The following is a 24255-nucleotide window of genomic DNA, read 5'->3' as shown; positions in this document are numbered from 1 at the left end:
ACAAATATGTCTCAATCATTTGCCGACACAAATGTGTATTTTGTGAAGATTGAACATTTGTATACTTTAAATTTAGTCGAAAAATAGAATGATTTACAATATGGAGTATATTATAGGAGTATTGATCCGAAGAAGATTATAATGAATTTATATATTCAAGTAGATTTTTGTAAATAGGGTTTTGAGCTAGTATATATTCATTACCAAGTAAAAAAAGTTGCTGCCTGGCACGAGTTATCGCAACATTAAGCTTTCGATCTACTGTTTTATCGCTATTTAAATTGCAGAAGAAACCAAGCTGGTATGGTTTATTCATGCAGAATGATAAGATTATTATTTCACGCTGACTTCCTTGATAACGCTCAACGGTATCTATCATAATATTTTGAAGCTCAGGAATTCCGGTTTCGTGTAGTTGGTGCTTTATTAAAGCAATTTGATTTCGATAAGGAGTTATAATCCCCAGTGTTTTAAGAGGATCAAAGTTTAGGTTATTATTTTTGTATGTCTGTAATATGGACTTTGATAATTCAACTGCTATTTCACTTTCTTTGTAGTTAATCTTATCACTCGATCCATTATTATAATCTATACAATTAATAAAATCAAGTCGTTTTTGACTAACTATTTGGTCGTAAACATTCTGATTATCAGTTATCTTAAAAGATAAAGATTCTTTTTGCCATACACTAGCCGGTAAAAGGACATCGTCATAGAATTTCTTATTGGGGAACTCAGCTAATGCCTGATGCATACGTCCTTGATATATTAATGTATCGTATACATGCTCCCACTTGTTTGCTTGACAAACTCTGTAAAGGCGTTCAAATAGAGATTCTCCACAGTCTAATAATTTTATTATGTTTAATTCCTCATTATTGGATTGTGATTTATCTTGATTTTGTAATGTGATTGTTGATAACTGCTTATGATCACCTATCATAATAAATTTTTCAACCTTAGGAAGTATTCCTATAATTTGAGGTTCAAGTATTTGAGATGCTTCATCTATTATAGAAAGATTGAAATTTTTTATATCAAATAATTCAGATTTTGCTGTAATAGAAGCAAGTGTTCCTATAAATATTCTCTGCTTATTTATAATTTCTCGAAGTTCTTCCCTACTCTTTGCTTTATCAGCTATATTTTGTAACAATCTGTGCCTGTAATGCTGATCGCATGAAAGTTCGGTTCCTATACGGATATAATTGTCACATTCTTTATTATTGCAGCTAAATGCCTGATTTATAGATTCACATAATTCATCTACAGCTCTATTGGTGTAAGCAATTATGAGAATATTATCCTCTGTATTGTTGTAATAATGCTCAATTAATCGACGGGCAAATATGGATGTTTTTCCGGTTCCGGGAGGGCCTACAATTAAAAAATAATCTTCTGATGCAATTGCTTTTTCTATTATGAGATTCTGCTTCTCTAATATAGTAATCTCTTTATCAGGTATTTGATGATCTGATTCTTTAGATTGAGGCTTTTTGAGCCCTAATATTATCTCGCGTTTGTTAGTTGGTGAAGATATAAAAGTATATAAACTTTTATACATATTATTATAAGCGTGGTCTAGTTTGTCATGCTCAATAGCCCATGAGGAGTATTTATTGAAATAAGTTTTATTTTTTTGTTTATATCGAAATCTCAGAAGGATATGTGTAGGGGTAATTTTAGCAATTGTACCTTTTAATATCTGATTGGTTAATACCGAATCGGTTATTTCTTCATGTGGGTATAGTATGCAAATTTCACCTTCCCGAAAGTTAATAAAATCTGAAGATGAACTTCTCTCAAAAAGAATTTTCATATCCCGTCCTGTATCGTCAATCTCTTTTATTTTGAGATCAGATATTAAATCAAAAGAATCTATTCGATCATTAAATTCTGTATTCCAAAGACTTGCAGTTGATTTATTGGACTCAAAATGATCATCACCTATTTTTTGAATATATAATTCTCTAGCTAAAAATATGATGTATCTGAAAAAATATTTCTTTTCTATATCTGAAATACTTGAGATTACTTTATGAAAATCTGCTATTTGATCAATGAAAAAAACAGGAGTTTTGCCATAATTATCTAAATTGCATATATCAGAAAATAATTTCTCCACAGTTTCATAATTGCCTACATATAGATCATGTTCTGTAGCAACAATGAGATTCCGAAGATTAATTATTTCTTTCTCTAAAGTTTTATATACTACAGCTAAACGAAAGTTTTCTCCTGAATTTTCGGCAGCGGAATATAAGATGGCAGATGTAATCTTCTTTTCATCATAGCCATAAACACTTTGAATTATTAACCGATAAATGGCAGTTTGTACTTCATGATTGATTGCTATTTTACCTGTATCTTCTTTTGGATAAGGCAATCCTCCCGATTTTAATTCTATGATTTGGATATTGTCAGATTTAGAATCAGGTAATTGTAATAAATCTAGTCGTCCTTGAAATCCATATTTTTCACTGAAGAAAGATGGTTCCAGAGTACATTTTTCTGCATCTATATTATTCTGAGGGAAATCATGAGTTATGACGCGCTTGATATTTGTGAACTGAGTTCGAGCCTTTGTCATAAAAGTCCGGAAATCTGCAGTCTGTTTGATATCATTACAACTTGTAAATTCGAACGGTTTTTGCTTGAATCCTTTTAAGAATATATCATTGAATTCGAGCGATTCGGGATTATCTGAAAATATAAATTCATCCAGAAAAAAGTTGGCTAAATTTCCTAAAAGTATATGTTGAGAATTGGGTGTTTGCTCAAATTTTCGCCGAAAATAATGTAAATGGGATCTGCCATAATTTTGAAAACATTCTGCTATTGCTGATGCATCAATCAGGTAATCGGGTTCTAAAACTATAAAGTGTGGAATATAGTTTCCATCATTGTCTAATTTACATTCCAATAAATTGAGCTGTGCCCCTATCCATAAACGACTTATAGTGGGATTAAAAGTATCATTGATATTCTTGACATTGTATTTAATCTTGATTGTGGAGTTCGATATAGAGTCGCTGGCACCTATTACAAATTCATTATCCCAATCTATTTCAACTACTTGTATACGTAAATAGGTAAGATTGATAATTATTCTCTCTTCCTCTATTTGTGTATTATCTTCATATTTATAAGTCGGGATATCAGAGTAAATGAACGATATAAATTCAATTAGGCTCTTATAGCCGGAGTTATATTGTCTTTCAGAGACAGTATTTTTTTCATTTTTTAAAAGAAAAGATGCTTTTACCCTTATGTTTTGTAGCTGCCATTCTAATCCTTTGGGTAGATTGTAGCTTTGAGAAATGTAAACTATGCGTGAAAATAATGAAGGAAACTGCAAAGAGTCTTTTGTTGTAATCTCTTTGCAGTTTCTTTCTAATATTCGTTTTAAGTGAATATATTTTTCACGAATAGAGATTTTCGAATTATTGTTTTCTTCAATTTCCGATATAATCTCGTGTATTCTTTTCTTATTCTCTAACAAGTATATTTAATTTGTAGTTGTCGAATTTCAAATTTTTAGCGAATGGGTAAAGGTTGTATTTCAAAAGAAATAGCTCCAGTGTTATACTTATATAGATAAGACCCTCTATCACTTAATAAACTTATAGGATCCGCAATATCAATTATACAATTACTGCCATATGCGGATGCTTTAGCTCTTAATTCATTAATGTAGCTTTTTAATTTTGCATGATCATTGACTCCAAAGAATCGACCATTACCCTTTTCTTGAGTCAAATAATTACCATCTTGTTTTTTAAGAATAAAATAATCTATTTCAATTTGATTAATTTGTGTATTGATTATATATGTTGGATCAAAGAAGTTCACAAATGCATCTCCTAAAAGATCAGTATTATTTGTATATTTTATTTTTACAGATGATTGTTTTGTTTCTGAATAAGTTCCTCCAAATTTGGCTCCGATTTTATCTACAGTTGCGTTTAGTTCAAAATTTTTGCCAAATGTTGAAGAAACACTTTCTGTTCTTTCTATTTCAGTTCCAGCATCAACTTCAGAAATGCCTACTTTATACATTGTTCCAAATGTATACATATCCCAACAGAATATTTCTATAGGTATAGGAAATTGGTATTTTTTTGTTCTATTATTTTGACCAGTGAATAGATCTCTTATTGCTACATTTGCTATTTTATAAAAATTAGAAGCAGTATTACTATTGTTTATAAAGATAAAATCAAATCGAATTTCCAAATTTCCATCAGTCCAATCTCCCATCGGATCATTCTTATCGACAACATAATCATAATCATTTGAAGAGTTGAATGTAATAGAAGTTATATATTCTCTAATGCTTGTTTTTAAAGGTCCTTTCACAGAACCAAATTTGGAATTTATTCCATAATAAAGAAAATCTCTGTTACAATCAGCATCATTGATATTGATAAATAGGGACTTATAATAATTTTCATTTAATAGTAGATTAAGAATGTTTTCGTTGGGCCCTGGAGTCGTTATTATATCAACTCTTAAAGAATTCAATTTGTCATTTTTATATGTCTTAGTATTTACAAATGATTCATCCAAAAAATAAGCAAAAATACCATCATTATTTGATAGAGGAACATTTCCCATTTGAACTGATTTTGTCTTATTCATTTTATTTACATCTATAATTCGCTCATTAGACTTAATGACAAGAACCGGAAAATCGGGTTTTTTGTAACAATTAAGATCAATACTTTCCCCGAGTTTATTAAACGCTAATAATTTACCATCTTTATTCATATTTCTGACAGTAACTAGAGGAATCTGATTATCTAAATCCCAAGATTGTGGAGAAAAATTATTATTTATATCAGGTACAAATATTGTTAGTAATTGGTCAATCTGAGTTATACTATCGAGGTAAAATTTATTTTTGCAGTATTGAGCAATATTTTCTCGAAATGTTAATCCATTATTCATTTCTCGATTTTTAACATAATGGTAAATAACATCATAATCGTTATCAATTTCTTTTAATGCTTCATTTTTAATAAATTCTCTAATATCTTTATCATGTATTGCTTTTGCCATAATGCGAGCAAATTCATTTTTTGCAGAAATTGAGTTAATTGTTTCTAGATTTTCAAATTTGGATATAGGCACATCTATGTCGTTCGTGCAAGAGAACAAGCTAGCATATAGACAGGCATTAAATAAGATGACTAATTTTTTTGTGAAATTTCTTAGATTTTTTGATAGTTTCATTTTGTAGAAGTTTTATTATAAAGTACAAAAATAATAATTATAGTTAATAAAAAAAATAAATACATAATATCTAAAAATATTTGCGTGTTACCAATGAGTTACATATATTTGTTACCGAATAGTAACATTAGGAGGTCAGTATGGAAAATATTAATAATGAGAAAGATAGAGAATCAACAACAAAGAGATTATTGGATGCTGTTGGTGAAATAATTATTAAAGATGGTTTTGATAAGGTTGGGGTGAATGCAATTGCTTCTAAAGCAGGTGTTTCTAAAGTTTTGATATATCGCTATTTTGGGTCAGTAGATAATATGATTGTAGAATATCTCTCTCAGAATGACTTCTGGATAAATTTTACTGTGGATTTCCCGAAAGATGAAAACCTCAAAGGGTTTATAAAAAAGATGTTTCGTGATCGAATCCACCAATTGAGAAATAACAAGTTGGAGCAAGAGTTGTATCGGTGGGAATTGACAAGTCATAATAGTGTGATTGAAAAACTAAGGTTGAAACGAGAAGCTAAAGGAATAACCTTGATAACTATAGTTAGCCAATTGTCAAAACATCCTCAGGAAGAGGTTGCTGCAATAGCGACTTTGTTGAGTGCTGCAATTAGCTATCTGGTTCTTCTTAGCGACAATTGTTCTATGTATAATGGAGTAGATTTACAAAGCGATAAGGGTTGGGAACAGCTTGCTTGTGGTATCGATCTGCTGGTTGATAAGTGGTATAATTGATAAAATAAAGAAGATATGAGAGTTAAAATTTTTCTTTTTATAAATTTAATGGTGTGCTTAATGAATGCTCAAAATTTAGATTATATAAAAATGGTGGAAGCTGCAATAAAAGCCCCTTCCGGTCATAATTCGCAGCCTTGGTTTTTCCAATTGGAGGACAGTGCTATAAATATTTTACCTAATATGGAAGAGATTTTGCCTATTGTTGACAAATCGAACCGTGAGTTATTTATAAGTTTAGGTGCTGCCACTGAAAACCTATGCATTGAAGCTTCTGTCCTCGGCTATGATTCAAATGTAGAGATCGATGAAACTAATAAAAAAATAGTAGTTCACTTGAATAGAGGTAATAGTATTATCGCTGATTCCTTGCATAAATCAATAGAAAGTCGTCAGACGAATCGAAAACTATACAATAATAAAACGGTATCGGATGATATAATATTAAATTTGAATAACCTACCTCTGACTGATGATATTAATAGGTATATTATATCTAAGAATGATTCGATGTTCAATATTTTAAAGTCCTATATCGAGAAAGGTAACGAGGTACAGATGAGTGATAAAGCTTTTAAAGATGAACTATTGAACTGTATGCGTTTTAATAATACTGAAGTAAAAAGGAATCCTACCGGATTGACTTATAAAACTATGGGAGCTCCGGCTATGCCTTCATTTGTCTCAAAATTTATTATAAAATCTTATCTCAAACCGAATAAACAAAATAAAGCGGATTTGAAAAAGATTGAATCGTCTTCGCATTTAGTTTTATTTACCACAAAGAATAATACATTGCGTGAATGGGTTGATTTGGGGCGCCATCTTCAGCGTTTTCTCTTGACTACTACTCAGCAGAATATAGCAAATGCCTATATGAACCAACCTTGCGAAATTGATGAATTAGCTTTGGAGATACAAAAGAATGTTGGTCAAATCAAAGGCGAATACCCTACTCTACTTTTGCGTATTGGGTATGCTGAGCCAACTCCATTCTCTCCTCGTAAAAAAGTAAATGATGTTATAATTGAATGATTTTAATTGTTAGTTAGAGTGCTAATTAATAAATATTTATAGTGTACAGTGTAAATCGATATATTCAAAAAAAGCTTTTTGGGTGGTTTCCTTGAATTTATTTATATAATTTTGGCATGAATTAATTTATTAATAATAATCAAAATTATGAATCGAAAACAATTTGACAAGCTGAAAGCATTTCGCTTCAAACGATTTGCTCATCAGGCTTACAGTGCATTTAACAGTATGCACAAGGTGGTAAACATTGGGGTTGTGGCAGGTTGTGTCCTCACATTTGCTCATGCAACAGAAACATCGGCACAATCAAGTCTTAACTCGCATGAGGCAGAGAAAATAACGGAGAAGGAGCTTGATGAAGTTACGGTTACCGCCTCTCGTGTAGAGCTCCCTATTAATCAGGCAGCAAAGCAAGTAACAGTAATAACACGTAGTGAGATTGAGCAGGCGCCGGTCCAGAGTATTCAAGATTTATTAAACTATGTTGCAGGCATAGATGTACAGCAGCGAGGAGGACATGGAGTCCAAGCCGACATTTCGATCCGGGGAGGATCTTTCGACCAAACAGCAATTCTACTAAACGGAGTAAATCTCTCCAATCCACAAACAGGACACTACAGTTTCGACATCCCTATCAATTTATCAGACATTGAACGTATTGAAATCATTTATGGACCAGCTTCATTGATTTATGGTGCAAGTGCTTTTTCGGGTGGAATAAATATTATTACCAGAAAAAATCCGGATCATAAAGCATATGCCAGAGTAGAGGCCGGGTCTCATAGTTTATTAAATACTGAAGCTAGAGGGGTGATAAAAGGTGAAGTTGCAACTACACAATTATCTGCGGGATATATGACTTCATCCGGCTATATAAATAACAGTGATTATGATATATTTAATTTGCTTTCTCAAACCAGATTAAATATTGAAAAATCGAAGGTTGATATACAGTTAGGATATAACGATAAGCAATATGGTGCAAATACATTTTATTCGGCAGCATATCCTAATCAGTATGATAAAACTAATTCTTATCTCGCTTCGGTAAAGGGGGAGATGGGTGATAAGCTGAAATTTATACCTCTGGTTTATTGGAACAGGCATAATGATTGCTTTCAATTGATAAAGGGGGATGAATCTAAGGTACCTTATAATCATCATAAAACGGATGTATATGGTTCTAATCTTAATTTGCAGTATACATCTCAAATAGGTATAACCAGCTTTGGTGCAGAATTTAGGAATGAAGGTATATTGAGTACTGTATTAGGTGAAAAAATGGATAATCCTAGTGGGATATATACACATTCTGATAACAGAACGAATATAAGTTATGCAATTGAACATAATTTATTATTGAGCAGATTTACACTTTCGGTTGGTGTATTGGCCAATTACAATACGTTCTTAAAAAAGGATTACAAATTTTATCCGGCAATAAATGCTGGCTTTAGGATGTCAGATAATTTTAAGGTATATGCGTCATGGAATAAAGCTACCCGAATGCCTACATTTACCGATTTGTATTACACAACTGTTACCCACATTGGAAATAGTGATTTAAAGCCGGAAGATTCAGAGTCAATAGACTTGGGTTTTAAATATAATACACCTTTTGTGAAAGCATATATTACAGGTTATTATATGAAGGGCAAAAATATGATAGATTGGATAAAAGAGAATCCGGATGATAAATGGGAATCCCGAAATATAACGGAAATAAATAAGACAGGAGTAGATATGGGAGCTACTTTCTATTTTAGGGAAATATTTCCATCTATCAGTCCATCAACAATATTGCAGCTAGGATATTCCCGCTTACATCAGGAACATAATTCAGGGGAGTTGATTTCGAATTTTACTTTGAATTATTTGAGAGATAAATTTACTGCACAAATTAATCATCCTATTTATAAAGATATTAGCGCTAACTGGAATTTCCGATGGCAGAAAAGAATAGGGACATATCTTAAGTATGAAAACCTGAAACCGACAACACAGCAGCCCTACCCTTACTTTTCAACTTTGGATTTACAAATCAATTGGAATTTGAAAGATTTTGTGGCAACAGCAACCGTGAATAATATCTTCGATAGAAAATATTTCGATCTGGGAAATATTCCACAAGCAGGTTTCTGGTTGATGGCAGGGCTTTCCTACACTTTAAAATAGTTATAGTTTGACTTTCTAATTTTTAAAGATACTTTTGTATTATAATAAATACATAAAGATGGAGCCTATTTTTCAATATAAAATGAAAGTTCGTGATTATGAGTTAGATGCTCAGGGGATTGTGAACAACGCTAATTATCAGCATTATTATGAAGTCACACGGCATGAGTTTCTGGAATCTTGTGGTGTAAGTTTTATGGAAGTTCACAATCAGGGAATAGATCCTATAGTTTCGAGTATAACCATAAAATACAAAAATTCACTTGTTGGTTCTGATGAGTTTATTTGTACTATTAATCTTGAGAAGAAAGGTATAAGATATTACTTTAATCAACAAATAATAAGATTATCCGACAAAGCCTTGTGTTCTGAGGCTCGAGTTGAAGTTGTATGTCTGATTAATGGAAAAGTAGGGCGACCTGATCTTTTTGATCAAATATTAGAAAAGTATCTGTAAAGTTATATATTGATAAAAGAGAGATGAAATTTTATTTTCATCTCTCTTTTTTATAGAAACCTAGTTGTTATCAGGCTTGAAGCTCTTACAATAAGTATAGTCTATCTTAATATTGAAAAAAACAATAGGGATGAATATGTTTTATAGCATATAATATTTGGCGGTTAAAAATATATCGCATATCTTTGCCATATAAAGTTAATGTATTTAGTGTATAGCTAGGTAAAAAGGTTGAAGATTGGTTATTGAGATTGGTAAACCCCAATCATTTAGGTTTAGGTTATTAGTAATATTTTAAAATCTCTTATATTGAGAGATTTTTTTTATGTAATTTGTGGTTATGAAGAGGAAGTTAGATCTATCCTCTTTTTTTATGTTTTAGTACGAAGTTTTAATCGATATCTACCAATCCCGAAGGTAGATCTACATATAGTATTTTTTTCTCAGAATCGATATCAGTTATAAAGTCATCTGATGCGGGGATAATAATCTCGTTGTCGTTTTCTTTTCTCTTTAAAAGAAATAATGTATTGATTGTAGATTCATCAATATCTGTGATAGTTCCTATTTCTCCCAATTGTTTATCAATTACAATAAAATCAATAAAATAATTAAGAGTAAGTTCAACTTCCTCATTCTCATCAAGATATTTACGCGGAAAATATACACTTAATCCGTTGAAACGCTTTGCTTGAATTTCAGATTCAATGTCCTCTAGGAGTATTAGGGCTGTGTCGCTACCTTTGAATCGGTATGACTTGATAAAAAATGGTACTAAAATGTTATCGATAGAGCAGATTAAATAAGGGCAATCAACTCTATCGAATATATCGTTATCAAAAGCAAAAGCAATTTCGCCTTTAATTCCATGAGGTTTAATAAATTTACCAATTCTTAGGACTTCGTCTTCACGAATCATATATTATTTTTTCTTTTGCTGTGATCCGTTATTACGCTGTTGTTTTCTCTGATTAAGATCTTTCATATCAGATAATTTCATATCAGAGTTTCGTTTGTCTATTTTCTGGTTCGATAGATCATACAAATCTTGAAATAGTTTCGCATCATCTACTTCTTTATTCCATTGAATATAAGTTTTTTTCATATGGTTTAGAACCAACCATACTAATTGCTCTTTTTCTTTACCCTCAGGATATTCGGCAGCAAGTGTGATCAGTTTTTCCAATGTTTTTCCATAATGTTTAAAAAACATCGTTGGGCGACTATATTCTACCTTACCTGGTTTAGAAAATAGATCTTCTTTTTTTATGATTTCGTAAGGATAATCAATATCAAGTTCAAAGTTTGACATGATAGCCAGATGATCCCAAAGTATATGTTTGAAGTCATTCACATCACGTAAATGTGGAAACATGTTTCCCATAATATTGATAATCGTATTGGCACACCTTCTGCGTTCGTTACGATCATCGATAGTCAAACAAAAATCGACCATGTTTTGGATATTTCTTCCATATTCAGGAAGAGCAAGCTTTTTTAATTGCGTGTTATAATCCATGTATAAATAATCTATATAAGTGAGAATAAGAAAAGTATATAAACGAAAGTTCTTCTAATAAGTAACATTAAGTATTTATTTCTTTATCTAATAATAACAGTCTCTGGTTATCATTGCGAAAGTCATAAAAAGGCTTGTGACCTTAAAGTAGTTCTTAAGTTTGACAAAGGTAATAAAAAAAGTATCTCATGGATAAGATGAGATACTTTTTTATGTGTTTTTGTTATAAAGCCTATATGTAATTATATATTCTCGGCTTCTTCCTCAGAGCCGGTTTTACTTGCCAGATCGATAATTTTACGTCCGGGAGTAAATATCTCTTTATATTGTTCTTTATTGTTCAATAATTCAATAGCTTGTTCAACATCCTTATCTCCCTTCAAAGCTTCAATTCTCTCACCTTTTTGGAAGTAGTAGCGTTTAGCTATTTCCATATTCAGAAGCTTTTTAATATCATCTTTGAAATTGTCTAAATCACGATCCAAATTTGGAACCAGTTTCGCTTCTAATGCTTTATACTCTTCGCTGGCAGTTTTAGAATATCCTTCAAAGTCCATAACATCTTTCAGCGTTTTTAAGCGTTTTTCGCTAAGCTGATCGTATTTGAAATCTTTTTTAGATTTCACAAGAGCTTTGAAACTTTCATAATCTGCATCGGTTATGCTGAACTGTTCAACAGGAGCAATTTTTGGGTTATTAATAGCCCAGTCAGTTACCCAATCATTCACTAAATATTGGTTAAGCAGATAATAAGTAATACTAGGTACTTTTATTTCTTCCAGTTTAATATCCGGTGTTACTCCCCCACCGTCTCTAACTTCGCGTCCTATTGCTGTTTTGAATACTGTTGTCAAACTATCAGGTATACGACCTACACTTCCATCTTCGTTGCGGTGTGTGTAGTCTATAGCTTGAATACAGCGACCACTTGGGATGTAGTATTTCGAAGTGGTTACTTTAAGACTTCCGCCATATGGCAACTCTCTTGGAGCTTGTACCAAACCTTTTCCATAGGTACGTTGTCCCATAATAACAGCTCTATCAAGATCTTGTAGTGCTCCTGATACAATTTCAGAGGCAGATGCAGAACCTTTGTCTACAAGCACTACAAAAGGGATATCTGTATCAATAGGGTCTAAAGTTGTGCGATACGTTCTATCCCATTGTTTCATTTTCCCTTTTGTACTTAATACTACCTGTCCTTTAGGTACAAAGAAATTTACTAATTGAATAGCCTCTTCCATAATACCTCCACCGTTTCCTCGAAGGTCTAGTATCAGAGACGTCATTCCTTGTTTTTTAAGATCAAGATAAGCATTCTTTACATCTTGTGCACACTTATCGGTAAATCCGGTTAAAACAATGTAACCTACATTATCTTTAAGGATGCCGTAATAGGGAACAGACGTAATCTGTATATTTTGTCGTACGATCTTTACCTCTATTGGTTTTTTAACTCCTGGGCGTTCAACTTTCACCGTGATTTCAGTACCGGCTTGTCCTTTTAGTTTATTGGTTACTTTATTTGATAAAGTCTTGCCAAAGGGCTCTCCCGGAACTTTTTCGGCAGTAGTCATATCTTCACCATTTATGGAAAGTATAATATCTCCCACTTTCAGTCCGCTTTTAGCTGCAGGCATACCTTCATAAGGCTCCAAAATATAAACGATATCACGACCATCTATATTTCGGAATGATATAACAGCTCCTACTCCGGCATATTCTCCGGTAGTCAATACTGTAAAATCGCTAACTTCCTCTTCTGTCATATAGTTAGTATAAGGATCTAGTCCTGCCAGCATGTTTACTATACCAGATTCTATCGTCTTTTGTACATCTATTGTATCAACATAAAACATATCAAGTTCTTTCACTACTGAATTGAAAACCTCGATGTTTTTATTGATTTCAAAATAGCGTTTCTCATTACTCGTATTCTCTTGAGCGTATAACGACGATCCTGTCAGGAGAAATGTTGAAAAAACAAGATATCCAAGTCTTTTTTTCATCTAATTTATATGTGTTAATCTATTATTTAATAGTTGTTTATCTTCTGATCACACCTTAGTTGTCTATTTTAACAAACCTGGGCAAAGTAACAACTTTTTTTACAAACCAAGATTTATTTTTTGTTATTATGTATTTAAAAACATAATAGTGGGTATAAAAGTTTTTAATTTCTTATTATTACTTGTTTATTCGACCACTCTTTTATTCCTTTGTGATAAGAAATAAAACTAAAAAACCATGTTGGAAAAGACACTAGTTCAGGATGTACAGGATATTGTAATCCGTTTCTCCGGTGACTCTGGAGATGGAATGCAATTGTCAGGTACTTTATTCTCAAATTTATCTGCTATTTTAGGAAACCAAATATCAACATTCCCCGATTTTCCAGCCGAAATCAGAGCACCTCAAGGTACATTGAGTGGTGTGTCGGGCTTTCAATTACATATAGGTACACAAGTATATAATTCAGGTGATAAAGCAGATGTTTTAATTGCAATGAATCCCGCTGCACTAAAAGTAAATGCAAATCAATTGAAAAGGAATTCGATAATACTTATCGATACAGATTCTTTTCAAAAACGGGATCTCGATAAAGCTCTTTTTAAAACCGAAGAGCCTTTTGTTGAGTTAGGGCTTACTACACAACAAATTGTAGCCATTCCTATTACAACATTAACAAAAGACAGTTTGACTGCTTTTGATTTAGATATGAAAAGTAAGCTCAGATGTAAAAACATGTTTGCACTGGGGGTTGTTTGTTGGTTGTTCAACAGACCTATAGATGTTGTAAATCAGATGTTATCTACTAAATTTTCGAAAAAGCCTGTATTAGCCGATGCTAACCTAACGGTTTTGGCGAATGGATATAATTATGGATATAATACAAGCCTGTCTGTTTCTTCATATAGAGTAGATACTCTGGAAATGGAAAAGGGATATTATATGGATGTGAATGGTAATTCGGCTACAGCCTTTGGTTTGATTGCTGCTGCTGAAAAAGCTAATCTACAATTATTTCTTGGATCGTATCCGATAACTCCAGCTACTGATATTTTACACGAATTGGTAAAAAGAAAAGATTTGGGAGTGAAAGTGGTACAGGCTGAAGACGAAATTGCCGGAATATGTATAGCTATCGGTGCTAGCTTTGCCGGTAGTTTGGCTGTAACTTCTACTTCAGGACCAGGACTTGCTTTAAAAGGTGAAGCCATTGGTTTAGCAGTTATGGCAGAATTACCATTGATAATTGTAGATGTTCAACGGGGGGGGCCTTCTACAGGATTACCTACTAAAACAGAGCAGACAGATTTAAGACAAGCATTATATGGTCGAAATGGAGAGAGTCCCATTGTGGTAATTGCAGGAAGTAGCCCTACAAATTGTTTCGATACAGCCTACTGGGCTTCAAAGATAGCTTTGGAACATATAACTCCAGTTATTTTATTGACAGATAGCTATATTGCAAACGGCTCTTCTTCATGGAAGATTCCCGATTTGGATAAGTATCCATCTATAATTCCTAATGATATCAGTTTATATACCGGTGATGAATGGACTGTAGCTGCCCGAAATGAAGATACTTTTGCTCGTTATTGGGCTCCGGCAGGTACCGAGGGATATACTCACCGTATTGGAGGATTGGAACGGGATTATTTTACAGGAGCCATTTCAACCGATCCTGATAATCATCAGAAAATGGTAGATACCCGAAAAGCTAAAATAGAAAAAATTGCGGACTTTATACCTGCATTAGAGGTGTTGGGGAATAGTGAATCTGATGTCCTAATTGTTGGTTGGGGTGGTACATACGGTCATTTGAGAGAGGCTGTAGAAGAAATGAACAGAGGAGAAAATAAAGTAGCATTAGCTCATTTCAACTTTATCAGTCCTCTTCCTAAGAATACAGAAAGTGTACTTAGAAAGTACCGAAAAATAATTGTTGCTGAACAAAATAATGGACAGTTTGCCGGATATTTAGCTGAGCATTTTAATAATCTGCCGATTATTAAATATAATAAGGTGAATGGCCAACCTTTTGTTGTTTCTGATTTGATTGAATTTTTCACACAAGAGCTTAAAAATAAATAAACATATGGATACAATAACTAATCCTATTGTTCATGACACCCGAAGTTATAAAAGCGATCAGTATGTTCGCTGGTGTCCCGGATGCGGAGATCATGCTATCCTTACCTGCTTGCATAAGGCAATGGTATTATTACAAATAGATCCTCATAATGTAGCAGCAATTTCCGGTATTGGATGTTCTTCCCGTTTGCCTTATTACATGAATACATACGGTTTTCATACTATTCACGGACGTGGTGCTGCTGTTGCTACAGGCGTGAAAGTGGCTAAACCCGAATTATCGGTATGGCTAACTACTGGTGATGGTGACAGTTTGGCAATTGGAGGAAATCACTTTATACATACTATAAGAAGAAATGTTGATATAAATATCTTACTTCTGAATAATAAGATTTATGGATTGACAAAAGGTCAGTACTCTCCTACTTCCGATAGAGGATTTGTTTCTAAATCATCTCCTTATGGAACGGTTGAAGATCCGTTTCATCCTATCGAATTGACTTTAGGTGCAAGGGGAACATTTTTTGCTCGCTGTATTGATATTGATTTAAAAAATACTACAGATGCATTCGTACAGGCAGAACAGCACAAAGGAACCTCTGTCGTAGAAGTACTTCAAAACTGTGTAATTTTTAATGATAATATACACAAAGAAATTGTAGATAAGGCTTATAGAGATGACCGTACGATTTTATTGAAGCACGGAGAGAAAATGATCTTCGGTACTAATATGGATAAGGGTTTGGTATTGGATGGTTTTAATCTTAAAGTGGTAACTATCGGGCAGGATGGCTATACGATTGAAGATGTATTGGTGCATGATGCCACCACACAAGATAATATATTGCATTTGAAATTAGGATTAATGGCTCCTCAAAATGGATTTCCAGTAGCTATTGGTGTCATTCGTAATGTAGCAGGCTTGTGTTATGATCAGGAAGTAAAGAAAATGATCGATGATGTTCAGGTTAAAACAAAGGTGCATACGCTAAACGATTTTCTGATGAGTGGCGAAGTTTGGGAAGTGAAATAATATCATAACTTTATATATTAAGCTAAAAGAGCCTGTTTCTTAAGAAACAGGCTCTTTTCTATTTTATCAGAATTTTATTGAGGTATCAGATCGTATTATCGTTTTAGGTGTAGAACCTATGTGTTCACCCACAGAGGGCAGACACATAGGTCTGCCGCTAGAAATAAAGAATATATCATTAAATACTTTCTGCTACTAAAATAAAAGAAGTGTAAATTTTTTGTCAGCTAATTATGGAATTAATAAAACAATTCTATCTATTAAGCAAAGAGGGAATGAATATGTAGTAATAACCATTTAAATTATATGATTATGGCACGTAACATTCAACTAAATTCTACAGACTGGTGTGATATAGTATTCACCGGTAAAAACAAATCCTATGGGGCGTATGCTTTACGCCAAAGTTCTTCAAAAAGACATATTCTGGCATTTTTGGTTGTATTGATTTTTGTAGGAGTGGTTGCAGGACTACCTTCTTTATTAAAAGCAGTGAATCCTCCCAAAGAGCATGTGGATGTCGTAATTTTTGATGGGCCAACTATATTAGATGATCTCGACAATAAAGAGGAAGAGCAAATTATAGAGCCTCTAATTACGCCACCTCCTACTCCTATTATAAATGCTCAACAGTTTACGCCTCCGGTAGTAACTCCTGATGAATTAGTGAATAGTGAGAGAGAATTGTTATCCCAACAGTATTTAAATGAAAGTACTGCAGTAATTTCTACTGTGACATACGAAACAAACAATACAGTGGGTATAGACCCTGGAGAGCTACAAAGAGAACAACGTCAAATTATAAATCAACCACCACAAGAACCTAATAAAGTTCACGAACATGTAGAAGTGATGCCTCAATTTCCCGGTGGAAATGCGGAATTAATGAGATATCTGAGTGCAAATATAAAATATCCGACAATTGCTGCCGAAAATGGAATTGAAGGACGTGTGGTTCTTAAATTTGTTGTAGGAAAAGACGGAGGTATATCTAATATACAGGTTGTGAGAGCACTAGATCCATCTTGTGATAAAGAAGCAGTTAGAGTCGTAAAAGGAATGCCTAAGTGGATTCCCGGTATGCAAAATGGACATGCGGTGGCTGTATATTTTACTCTTCCTGTATTATTTAAACTACAGAGATAAGAAGCGACAGACTTTCACTTCAAAATTGAATACAAAAAAGACCAATACCTTAAAAAGTATTGGTCTTTTGCTTTTATTTAAAGTTCTTATTTTTCTTAAGACTTATGATTTTCTATCCAACTTTTAGCATTGATAAATGCTTCCATCCAAGGGGTAACATCATCTTTGCGGTTTTCGAATGGATAGTACGCACATTGCCATGGGAATATTGATCTCTCGGGGTGAGGCATTATTGCTAAGTGGCGACCGTCTTTAGAACAAACTGCAGCTGTTGAAAAGTCAGACCCGTTAGGATTACCAGGATATTCATCGTAAGCATATTTAGCAACAATGTTATATTCCGATTCGGCTTTAGGCATTGAAAAACGTCCTTCTCCGTGAGCCACCCAAACACCCAGTTTGCTTCCTGATAGTGAGCCAAACATCACCGAATTATTCTTAGGTATATCAACTGATATAAATGTAGACTCAAATTTATGTGATGCATTGTGATGCATTTTTGGTTTTTGATCGTGTTCCGGATAAATCAATCCTAACTCCATTACCAATTGGCAACCGTTGCAAACTCCTAAGCTCAAAGTATCTGGACGAGCATAGAAATTACGCAAGGCAATTTTAGCTTTTTCGTTGTACATGAAGCTTCCTGCCCATCCTTTAGCAGAACCTAATACGTCAGAGTTGGAGAAGCCACCACAAAAAACAATCAAGCTTATATCTTCTAAAGTTTCTCTTCCAGAAGCAAGGTCGGTCATGTGTACATCTTTTACATCAAAACCAGCCAAATATAAAGTATAAGCCATTTCACGCTCACCATTAGTTCCTTTTTCTCTGATGATGGCAGCTTTTACACCTGATCGTCCTTCTCTGGCAGGTGTAATTCCCAAATGAGAGAATTTGCCATTGAAAGAACTATTGATTTTAAACTCTACGGGTTGGTTTTTATAATTTTCGAAACGAGCTTTGGCTAAATCTGCTCCGCTTTGAAGTCTATCCAATAGATAAGATGATTCGTACCAGATATCTCTTAATTCATCAATATCAAATTCTTCGTAGAATTCGTCTTTCTGAATAGTTAGCTTTCTGTTTTCGGTAGGTCTTGCAACTATTGCATAACCGATACCGTAATCATCTAATATCTTTTCAACCAAATGATGATGTTTCACTTGGATTAGTACTCCCGGATTCTCTGAGAATAGTACTTTGATAAGGTCTGCATGATGCAATTTATCCAATCTGGCTTCTAAGCCTCCTTGAGGATTTGCGAAACACATTTCCAACATAGCGGTAATCATACCTCCGGCAGAAATATCATGTCCTGCAAGTACCAAACCTCTTTCTATTAGCTCTTGAATACAAGTAAATGCATCCTTGAAGTATTCTGAATCTTTTACGGTTGGCACTTCTTCACCCAATTTACTCATTGTTTGAGCAAGGGCAGAACCTCCCAATTTGAAAGTATCAAAAGAGAAATCTATGTAATACAAATAAGTTCCTTTGATGTATGCTAATACAGGAGATACAATTTTACGTATATTTTTCACTTCGGCAGCAGCAGATATAATTACTGTACCGGGTGCATATACTTTATCATCTCCGTATTTTTGAGTCATCGACAGTGAATCTTTACCTGTTGGAATATTGATTCCCAATTCACAGGCGAAGTTTGAGCAAGCCTCTACTGCACGGTATAAACGGGCATCTTCTCCCGGATTTTTACAAGGCCACATCCAGTTTGCACTTAGCGAAATACCTTGAATACCATCTTCAAGAGGGGCGAATACAATATTGGTTAAAGCTTCAGCAATAGCCATTACAGAACCAGCTTCCGAATCTACCATTGCTACCTGGGGTGCATGACCAATAGATGTTGCAATACCTGAACGTCCTCTGTAATCAAGGGCAACTGCACCAAGGTCACTAAGTGGTAGCTGTATTTCACCCTGACATTGTTGACGAGCCACTTTTCCTGTTACAGAGCGGTCTACTTTATTTGTTAGCCAGTCTTTACATGCAACAGCTTCGAGCTGAAGAACATTCGATAAATGTCCTTTAAGGCTTAATAATTTATATTCTGGATTCGAGAAATATTCTTCGATAGTATCATCACGCATAATTGTACGTGGTGCTTTTCCGAAGAAATCCTCTAAACTTAAATCAATAGGGCGTTTTCCGTCAGCTTGTTCAAAAACGAATTTTTTATCATCGGTTGTTTTTCCGACTACATACATAGGTGAACGTTCGCGTTCGGCTATTCTTTTTATAGCTTCTGTTGTTTCAGCAGGAACTATCATACCCATTCTTTCTTGACTCTCGTTTCCTACAATCTCTTTCGAAGATAACGTCGGATCGCCTACCGGAAGTTTGGATACGTCAATAATACCACCTGTAAGTTCAACAAGCTCCGAAAGACAATTTAAATGTCCTCCTGCACCATGGTCGTGAATAGAAACAATTGGGTTATTATCTGACTCCGATAAAGTACGGATCACATTCGATACACGTTTTTGCATCTCAGGGTTGGCACGTTGTACTGCATTCAATTCAATACCACTGGAGTATTGACCTGTATCAACAGATGATACAGCACCTCCACCCATTCCGATACGATAGTTATCACCACCTAATATAACAACACTCTCACCGACTTCGGGTTCGTTTTTTATAGCATCGCGTTTGTTTCCGAAACCAACACCTCCGGCTAACATGATCACTTTATCGTATGCAAACTTCTTTTGGTTTTCCTGATGTTCAAGAGTCAGGACAGAACCACAAATCAGAGGTTGTCCGAACTTATTACCAAAGTCTGAAGCTCCATTAGAAGCCTTTATTAGAATTTCTTCGGGAGTTTGGTATAACCAATCTCTTTCGGGCATAGTTTCTTCCCATACTCTACCCTCTTTGGTACGTGGGTATGCTGTCATATAAACGGCTGTTCCTGCTATGGGTAAAGATCCTTTACCTCCGGCAAGGCGGTCACGTATTTCGCCTCCCGAACCTGTTGCAGCACCATTAAATGGTTCTACTGTAGTTGGGAAGTTATGTGTTTCGGCTTTTAACGAAATAACAGATTTAATTTGTTTAGTCTCAAAATAGTCTGGTTTATCTCCACTTGCAGGAGCAAACTGTTCAATTTCGGGTCCATCGTTAAATGCAACATTATCTTTATAGGCTGAGATCAGTTTATTTAGATTGACTTTCGAAGTCTTTTTTATCAATTGAAAAAGCGTACTTTCTTTTTCTTCACCATCGATAATAAATGTACCGTTGAAGATTTTATGACGACAGTGTTCTGAATTAACCTGAGAGAAACCGAATACTTCGCTATCTGTTAATTTTCGGTTCAGTTTAGCACTTAAGCCATTTAGGTAATCTATTTCTTCGGAGCTTAAAGCCAAGCCTTCTTTGGCATTATAAGCTGCAATATCGTCGATCTCAAGAATAGGATCGGGTTTCTTATCGATTGTGAATAACATTTGTCCTAACCCATTATATCTTTGTTGAAGCATTGGGTCATATTTAGAATCTTGCTCTGCAGAAAAATATTCTTCAATACGAATAATACCTGTAACACCCATATTTTGAGTTATTTCAACGGCATTGGTGCTCCAAGGAGTAACCATCTCTTTACGAGGTCCAACGAAGTGTCCTTGAATCTCAGTAGATTCAACTAATTGAGCTTCGTCGAAGAGCCATTTTAACTTTTGGATATCAGAAGATTCGATTGGAGAAGAGGTTTCTACTGCAATGATGTTTTTAGCAGAATTAAGGAAGAAAGATACCATATTGATTAAGCTATATTATCACTTTATTAATCTTCGACAAAGTTAATCAAAAGTATAGAACTAATAAAGACAAAATTCTTTATTTAAGACATAAAATAAAAAAGGTTGATAATTAAATTACCAACCTTAGTATCATAAATGACTTTATTTCTTCTTTTCGTCGTCCAGATAGTCGCTTGCTTTTTGAGAAAGGTCGCGAGCTGTACGTTTTGCTTGTATGGTGAGATCTTCTACTTTATCTTCTATCTTGTCCGAATATTCACGTGCTTTGTGTGAAAGTACATCGAACAAAGATTTAGCTTGTTCTTTCAAATCCCCATATTTTCCTTTAAAGAATTTATCCCAATCTATCTCAAGACCTTCTTTATCCATAAAATCTTTAACTATAGTTACAGCCTTTACGGCTTGTTCTTCCGATAAGCCCGCCTCTTCCTGTAATCTTTTTAATAAGTTTTCCATATTATTTAATGTTTAAATGGTTTTCTATTTCTTATAACGCCAATGTATAAAAAATAGTTTAATGATTTATACTTATAATCGGTTTCTTTTGAATATTTGAGATAAATCTCTATCTTGCTTCTAAATAAAAAACGAAATAATGGAAAAGATTAAAAGTAAACCTTTCTTTCTAAAAGATGAAGAACAAGTATATCTTGCTGATAAAGGTATAACCCGCCAGTTTGTGGGGTATAATAATGCGATTATGACTGTAAAAGTAATCTTTGAAAAAGGAGCTATTGGTTATCAGCATTCGCATCCTCATGTGCAAACAGCTTATATTGAATCGGGAGTGTATGAGGTTACCATAAATGGAGAGACTAAAACATTGAAAGCGGGTGATGGCTTTTTTGCAGAACCCAATATTATGCATGGATTAGTTTGCTTAGAGGCAGGTGTTATTATTGATACTTTTAGTCCTGTAAGAGAAGATTTTTATAATACAATAAAATAAGAGAGACACTAATGTCTCTCTTATTTTATTGTATGCGAAGTATTTATGTTTTATATAATCAGGGCAATTACTCCCATTTTACCATAATATTATCAGACCAGATTTTTCTGGCGTATTCTCGAAATACATCTTTTCCTTTAGTGAAATTATTGTCAAATTTATATTCGCCTCCAAAGTATTCGGTATCTGAGAGTTGTATTTTATTTTCGCCTCTCATGGCATATTTTGTATTGCCTTCATACATTATTACTTTCATTTCAAAAGGGCTTACATCTCCATGGCAAACTTTCTGGTACATAACCCAAACTTCATGTATTCCATTATTATCTAAATCTGTTACTTTAAAGGTATTCTCTATGAAATTTGCAGCAATATCTACAGGACAATCTGAAATATAGTCATAGATCTTCCATTTTAACTCGTACCTATCTGTTTTCTCATTAAATAAATAATGATATGCAAAAATTTCAGCATCGGCTCCATCATTATCATGTCCGAATTTTTCACTTACATAGATTCCTGTCTCTGTAATAAAAGCAATGTGTTTTCCTTCTTTATCCGCCCAACTAATAGCCTCTTTTACTTTCCCTTCATAAACTAACTGTTTGAGTAGACTATCAATCAAAGTAATAGTTGTATCTTCTATGTCTGATTTTTCTTTAGCCTTACAAGGTGAGAACATAAATAATAAAGAGGCTACACAAATAATTGGTGAAAATATTTTTTTCATTTATAGTTTAATTCGAATAGGGTCTGTTGATTTCTATTACTTCAATTTTTACTCTCCAAACATATCTTTAAAATCAACAACCTGTTTTCCCGGTAATATCTGATTCAACACTACTCCAATAATAGAGGCTAATGCCATGCCTTCGAGTGAAAAATGACTGCCAATATGCAATGCTGCTCCCCCTATCCCAATAACCAGAATGACAGATGCTATAATAAGGTTTCTTTTTTGAGAAAAATCTATTTTATTTTCAACAAGCATTCTCAGACCACTGGAAGCAATAATTCCAAATAAAAGTATAGATACTCCCCCCATAACAGGTGTTGGAATAGTAGATAAAAGAGCCGACACTTTTCCACAGAATCCGAAAAGGATAGCGAAACATGCAGCACCAATAAATAAATATATACTGAATGCTTTGGTTATAGCCAGTACACCAATATTTTCACCATAAGTAGTAACGGGAGGCCCTCCGATACAGGAAGCGATTATAGATGCTACAGAGTCGCCAAATAGAGATTTATGCAATCCCGGATCTTCCAATAAATCTTTTCCGACTACCTTACTCAATACCAACTGATGTCCTATGTGTTCAGCAATGGGTACGATAACCACGGGAACCATTAGCAAGAATACTTTCCATGTGAAGTGAGGAGTGAAATTTACAAACGGAATTTCGAAAGGAGGCACTTCAAACCAGTTTGCTTCTATTACCCTTTGAAAATCAACTATTCCCATGAAGACAGCAAAGATGTATCCTCCGATAATACCCATAAGAACAGGAACTACGCTCAAAAATCCTTTGGTGTAAATAGCAAATATAATAGTGATAACTAAAGTTACAAGTCCTACCAGAACGTAGTCTATATCATATCCTCCACCATGATTGGTAACCATGCCTACAGCTACAGTTGATAAGCCTAGTCCGATTACCATAATTACAGGTCCAACAACAATGGGAGGTAATAGTTTCATTAACCATTTGATTCCGGTTTTGGCAATAATTAAGGCAACAATGGCATAAATGATCCCAACCATAAAACTACCTACCATTATACCTGCAAATCCATCAAAAGCTTTTACCGCAATAAGTGGGTTTATAAAAGCAAAAGACGATCCCAGATAAGAAGGAACTTTTCCGCGGGTTATCGCTATAAAAGCCAATGTTCCTAAGCCGCTTGAAACTAGAGCTACGGCAGGACTCATTCCTGTTAAAGCAGGGACTAGTACTGTTGCTCCGAACATGGCAAACAAGTGTTGGATACTTAGTAATATCCACTGATGAAATTTGGGCTTTTCATCTATACGAAGAACTATTTTACTCGAAGATGTCATGGTATAGTATATGGTTGT

General features: G+C 34.0%; 17 protein-coding genes. 8 read left to right on the top strand and 9 right to left on the bottom strand.

Going from position 1 to position 24255, the window contains the following annotated elements:
- Positions 1-136: 136 nt before the first annotated feature.
- A complete protein-coding gene (locus tag G7051_RS16285; RefSeq protein ID WP_166201950.1) occupies positions 137-3502 on the bottom strand; it encodes an AAA domain-containing protein in 3366 nt (1121 codons plus the stop codon).
- Positions 3503-3537: 35 nt separating this feature from the next.
- Entirely contained in the window at positions 3538-5235 is a 1698-nt protein-coding gene (locus tag G7051_RS16280) for a hypothetical protein (RefSeq protein ID WP_166201948.1), read from the bottom strand.
- Between the two features lie 140 nt (positions 5236-5375).
- On the opposite strand from G7051_RS16280, the gene G7051_RS16275 reads away from it, so the two are divergent.
- The 4 genes from G7051_RS16275 to G7051_RS16260 all read left to right on the top strand — a co-directional run bounded on the left by G7051_RS16275 (position 5376) and on the right by G7051_RS16260 (position 9642).
- Positions 5376-5975 (top strand): TetR/AcrR family transcriptional regulator, encoded by a 600-nt coding sequence (locus G7051_RS16275; protein WP_166201946.1) that lies wholly within the window; start codon positions 5376-5378, stop codon positions 5973-5975.
- A 60-nt stretch (positions 5976-6035) separates the two neighbouring features.
- The gene (locus G7051_RS16270; protein ID WP_166201944.1) at positions 6036-7010 is read left to right on the top strand and encodes a nitroreductase; all 975 of its coding nucleotides are present in this window, start codon (positions 6036-6038) and stop codon (positions 7008-7010) included.
- 147 nt (positions 7011-7157) lie between these two features.
- Positions 7158-9185, top strand: coding sequence for a TonB-dependent siderophore receptor (locus G7051_RS16265; protein WP_166201942.1), 2028 nt, complete (start codon positions 7158-7160; stop codon positions 9183-9185).
- A 58-nt stretch (positions 9186-9243) separates the two neighbouring features.
- Positions 9244-9642 carry a thioesterase family protein gene (locus tag G7051_RS16260; protein ID WP_166117177.1) on the top strand — a complete coding sequence of 133 codons (399 nt, stop codon included), beginning with the start codon at positions 9244-9246 and terminating at the stop codon, positions 9640-9642.
- Between the two features lie 391 nt (positions 9643-10033).
- Here G7051_RS16260 and rimM read toward each other — a convergent pair whose 3' ends face one another.
- The 3 genes from rimM to G7051_RS16245 form a co-directional block, all read right to left on the bottom strand.
- Positions 10034-10561: a ribosome maturation factor RimM gene (gene rimM, locus G7051_RS16255; protein ID WP_166201940.1), complete on the bottom strand. Its 528-nt coding sequence runs from the start codon at positions 10559-10561 to the stop codon at positions 10034-10036.
- A gap of 3 nt (positions 10562-10564) precedes the next feature.
- Positions 10565-11161, bottom strand: coding sequence for a DUF4290 domain-containing protein (locus G7051_RS16250; protein ID WP_166117173.1), 597 nt, complete (start codon positions 11159-11161; stop codon positions 10565-10567).
- 242 nt (positions 11162-11403) lie between these two features.
- Positions 11404-13170, bottom strand: a complete 1767-nt coding sequence (locus G7051_RS16245) for a S41 family peptidase (RefSeq protein ID WP_166201937.1) — start codon at positions 13168-13170, stop codon at positions 11404-11406.
- Between the two features lie 238 nt (positions 13171-13408).
- Between G7051_RS16245 and G7051_RS16240 the strand changes: the two genes are divergently transcribed.
- The 3 genes from G7051_RS16240 (at position 13409) to G7051_RS16230 (ending at position 17438) form a co-directional block, all read left to right on the top strand.
- On the top strand, positions 13409-15259 hold the full coding sequence (locus G7051_RS16240; RefSeq protein ID WP_166201935.1) for a 2-oxoacid:acceptor oxidoreductase subunit alpha: 1851 nt from the start codon (positions 13409-13411) through the stop codon (positions 15257-15259).
- Positions 15260-15263: 4 nt separating this feature from the next.
- Positions 15264-16292, top strand: coding sequence for a 2-oxoacid:ferredoxin oxidoreductase subunit beta (locus G7051_RS16235; protein WP_166201933.1), 1029 nt, complete (start codon positions 15264-15266; stop codon positions 16290-16292).
- 312 nt (positions 16293-16604) lie between these two features.
- The gene (locus G7051_RS16230; protein WP_166201930.1) at positions 16605-17438 is read left to right on the top strand and encodes an energy transducer TonB; all 834 of its coding nucleotides are present in this window, start codon (positions 16605-16607) and stop codon (positions 17436-17438) included.
- Positions 17439-17533: 95 nt separating this feature from the next.
- On the opposite strand, the gene purL is transcribed toward G7051_RS16230, so the two are convergent.
- On the bottom strand, positions 17534-21220 hold the full coding sequence (gene purL, locus G7051_RS16225) for a phosphoribosylformylglycinamidine synthase (RefSeq protein ID WP_166201928.1): 3687 nt from the start codon (positions 21218-21220) through the stop codon (positions 17534-17536).
- A 144-nt stretch (positions 21221-21364) separates the two neighbouring features.
- Entirely contained in the window at positions 21365-21679 is a 315-nt protein-coding gene (locus G7051_RS16220; protein WP_166109442.1) for a hypothetical protein, read from the bottom strand.
- Positions 21680-21818: 139 nt separating this feature from the next.
- Between G7051_RS16220 and G7051_RS16215 the strand changes: the two genes are divergently transcribed.
- On the top strand, positions 21819-22172 hold the full coding sequence (locus G7051_RS16215; RefSeq protein ID WP_166117160.1) for a cupin domain-containing protein: 354 nt from the start codon (positions 21819-21821) through the stop codon (positions 22170-22172).
- A gap of 67 nt (positions 22173-22239) precedes the next feature.
- Here G7051_RS16215 and G7051_RS16210 read toward each other — a convergent pair whose 3' ends face one another.
- Positions 22240-22902, bottom strand: a complete 663-nt coding sequence (locus tag G7051_RS16210; RefSeq protein WP_166201925.1) for a M949_RS01915 family surface polysaccharide biosynthesis protein — start codon at positions 22900-22902, stop codon at positions 22240-22242.
- 48 nt (positions 22903-22950) lie between these two features.
- On the bottom strand, positions 22951-24237 hold the full coding sequence (locus tag G7051_RS16205; protein ID WP_166117156.1) for a solute carrier family 23 protein: 1287 nt from the start codon (positions 24235-24237) through the stop codon (positions 22951-22953).
- Between the last annotated feature and the right edge of the window lie 18 nt (positions 24238-24255).

Source organism: Dysgonomonas sp. HDW5B (assembly GCF_011299335.1).
In the GTDB taxonomy this organism is placed as follows: domain Bacteria; phylum Bacteroidota; class Bacteroidia; order Bacteroidales; family Dysgonomonadaceae; genus Dysgonomonas_A.
The sequence above is the reverse complement of the archived record's forward strand: the minus strand, read 5'-3'. Positions and strand labels throughout refer to the sequence as shown.

Bases quoted from the DNA above. Each gene is read 5' to 3' on its own strand.
- G7051_RS16275 (WP_166201946.1), top strand. From the start codon at position 5,376: ATGGAAAATATTAATAATGAGAAAGATAGAGAATCAACAACAAAGAGA.
- G7051_RS16215 (WP_166117160.1), top strand. From the start codon at position 21,819: ATGGAAAAGATTAAAAGTAAACCTTTCTTTCTAAAAGATGAAGAACAA.
- G7051_RS16245 (WP_166201937.1), bottom strand. From the start codon at position 13,170: ATGAAAAAAAGACTTGGATATCTTGTTTTTTCAACATTTCTCCTGACA.
- G7051_RS16250 (WP_166117173.1), bottom strand. From the start codon at position 11,161: ATGGATTATAACACGCAATTAAAAAAGCTTGCTCTTCCTGAATATGGA.
- purL (WP_166201928.1), bottom strand. From the start codon at position 21,220: ATGGTATCTTTCTTCCTTAATTCTGCTAAAAACATCATTGCAGTAGAA.
- G7051_RS16205 (WP_166117156.1), bottom strand. From the start codon at position 24,237: ATGACATCTTCGAGTAAAATAGTTCTTCGTATAGATGAAAAGCCCAAA.
- G7051_RS16240 (WP_166201935.1), top strand. From the start codon at position 13,409: ATGTTGGAAAAGACACTAGTTCAGGATGTACAGGATATTGTAATCCGT.
- G7051_RS16210 (WP_166201925.1), bottom strand. From the start codon at position 22,902: ATGAAAAAAATATTTTCACCAATTATTTGTGTAGCCTCTTTATTATTT.
- G7051_RS16270 (WP_166201944.1), top strand. From the start codon at position 6,036: ATGAATGCTCAAAATTTAGATTATATAAAAATGGTGGAAGCTGCAATA.
- G7051_RS16260 (WP_166117177.1), top strand. From the start codon at position 9,244: ATGGAGCCTATTTTTCAATATAAAATGAAAGTTCGTGATTATGAGTTA.
- G7051_RS16230 (WP_166201930.1), top strand. From the start codon at position 16,605: ATGGCACGTAACATTCAACTAAATTCTACAGACTGGTGTGATATAGTA.
- G7051_RS16235 (WP_166201933.1), top strand. From the start codon at position 15,264: ATGGATACAATAACTAATCCTATTGTTCATGACACCCGAAGTTATAAA.
- rimM (WP_166201940.1), bottom strand. From the start codon at position 10,561: ATGATTCGTGAAGACGAAGTCCTAAGAATTGGTAAATTTATTAAACCT.
- G7051_RS16220 (WP_166109442.1), bottom strand. From the start codon at position 21,679: ATGGAAAACTTATTAAAAAGATTACAGGAAGAGGCGGGCTTATCGGAA.
- G7051_RS16265 (WP_166201942.1), top strand. From the start codon at position 7,158: ATGAATCGAAAACAATTTGACAAGCTGAAAGCATTTCGCTTCAAACGA.
- G7051_RS16280 (WP_166201948.1), bottom strand. From the start codon at position 5,235: ATGAAACTATCAAAAAATCTAAGAAATTTCACAAAAAAATTAGTCATC.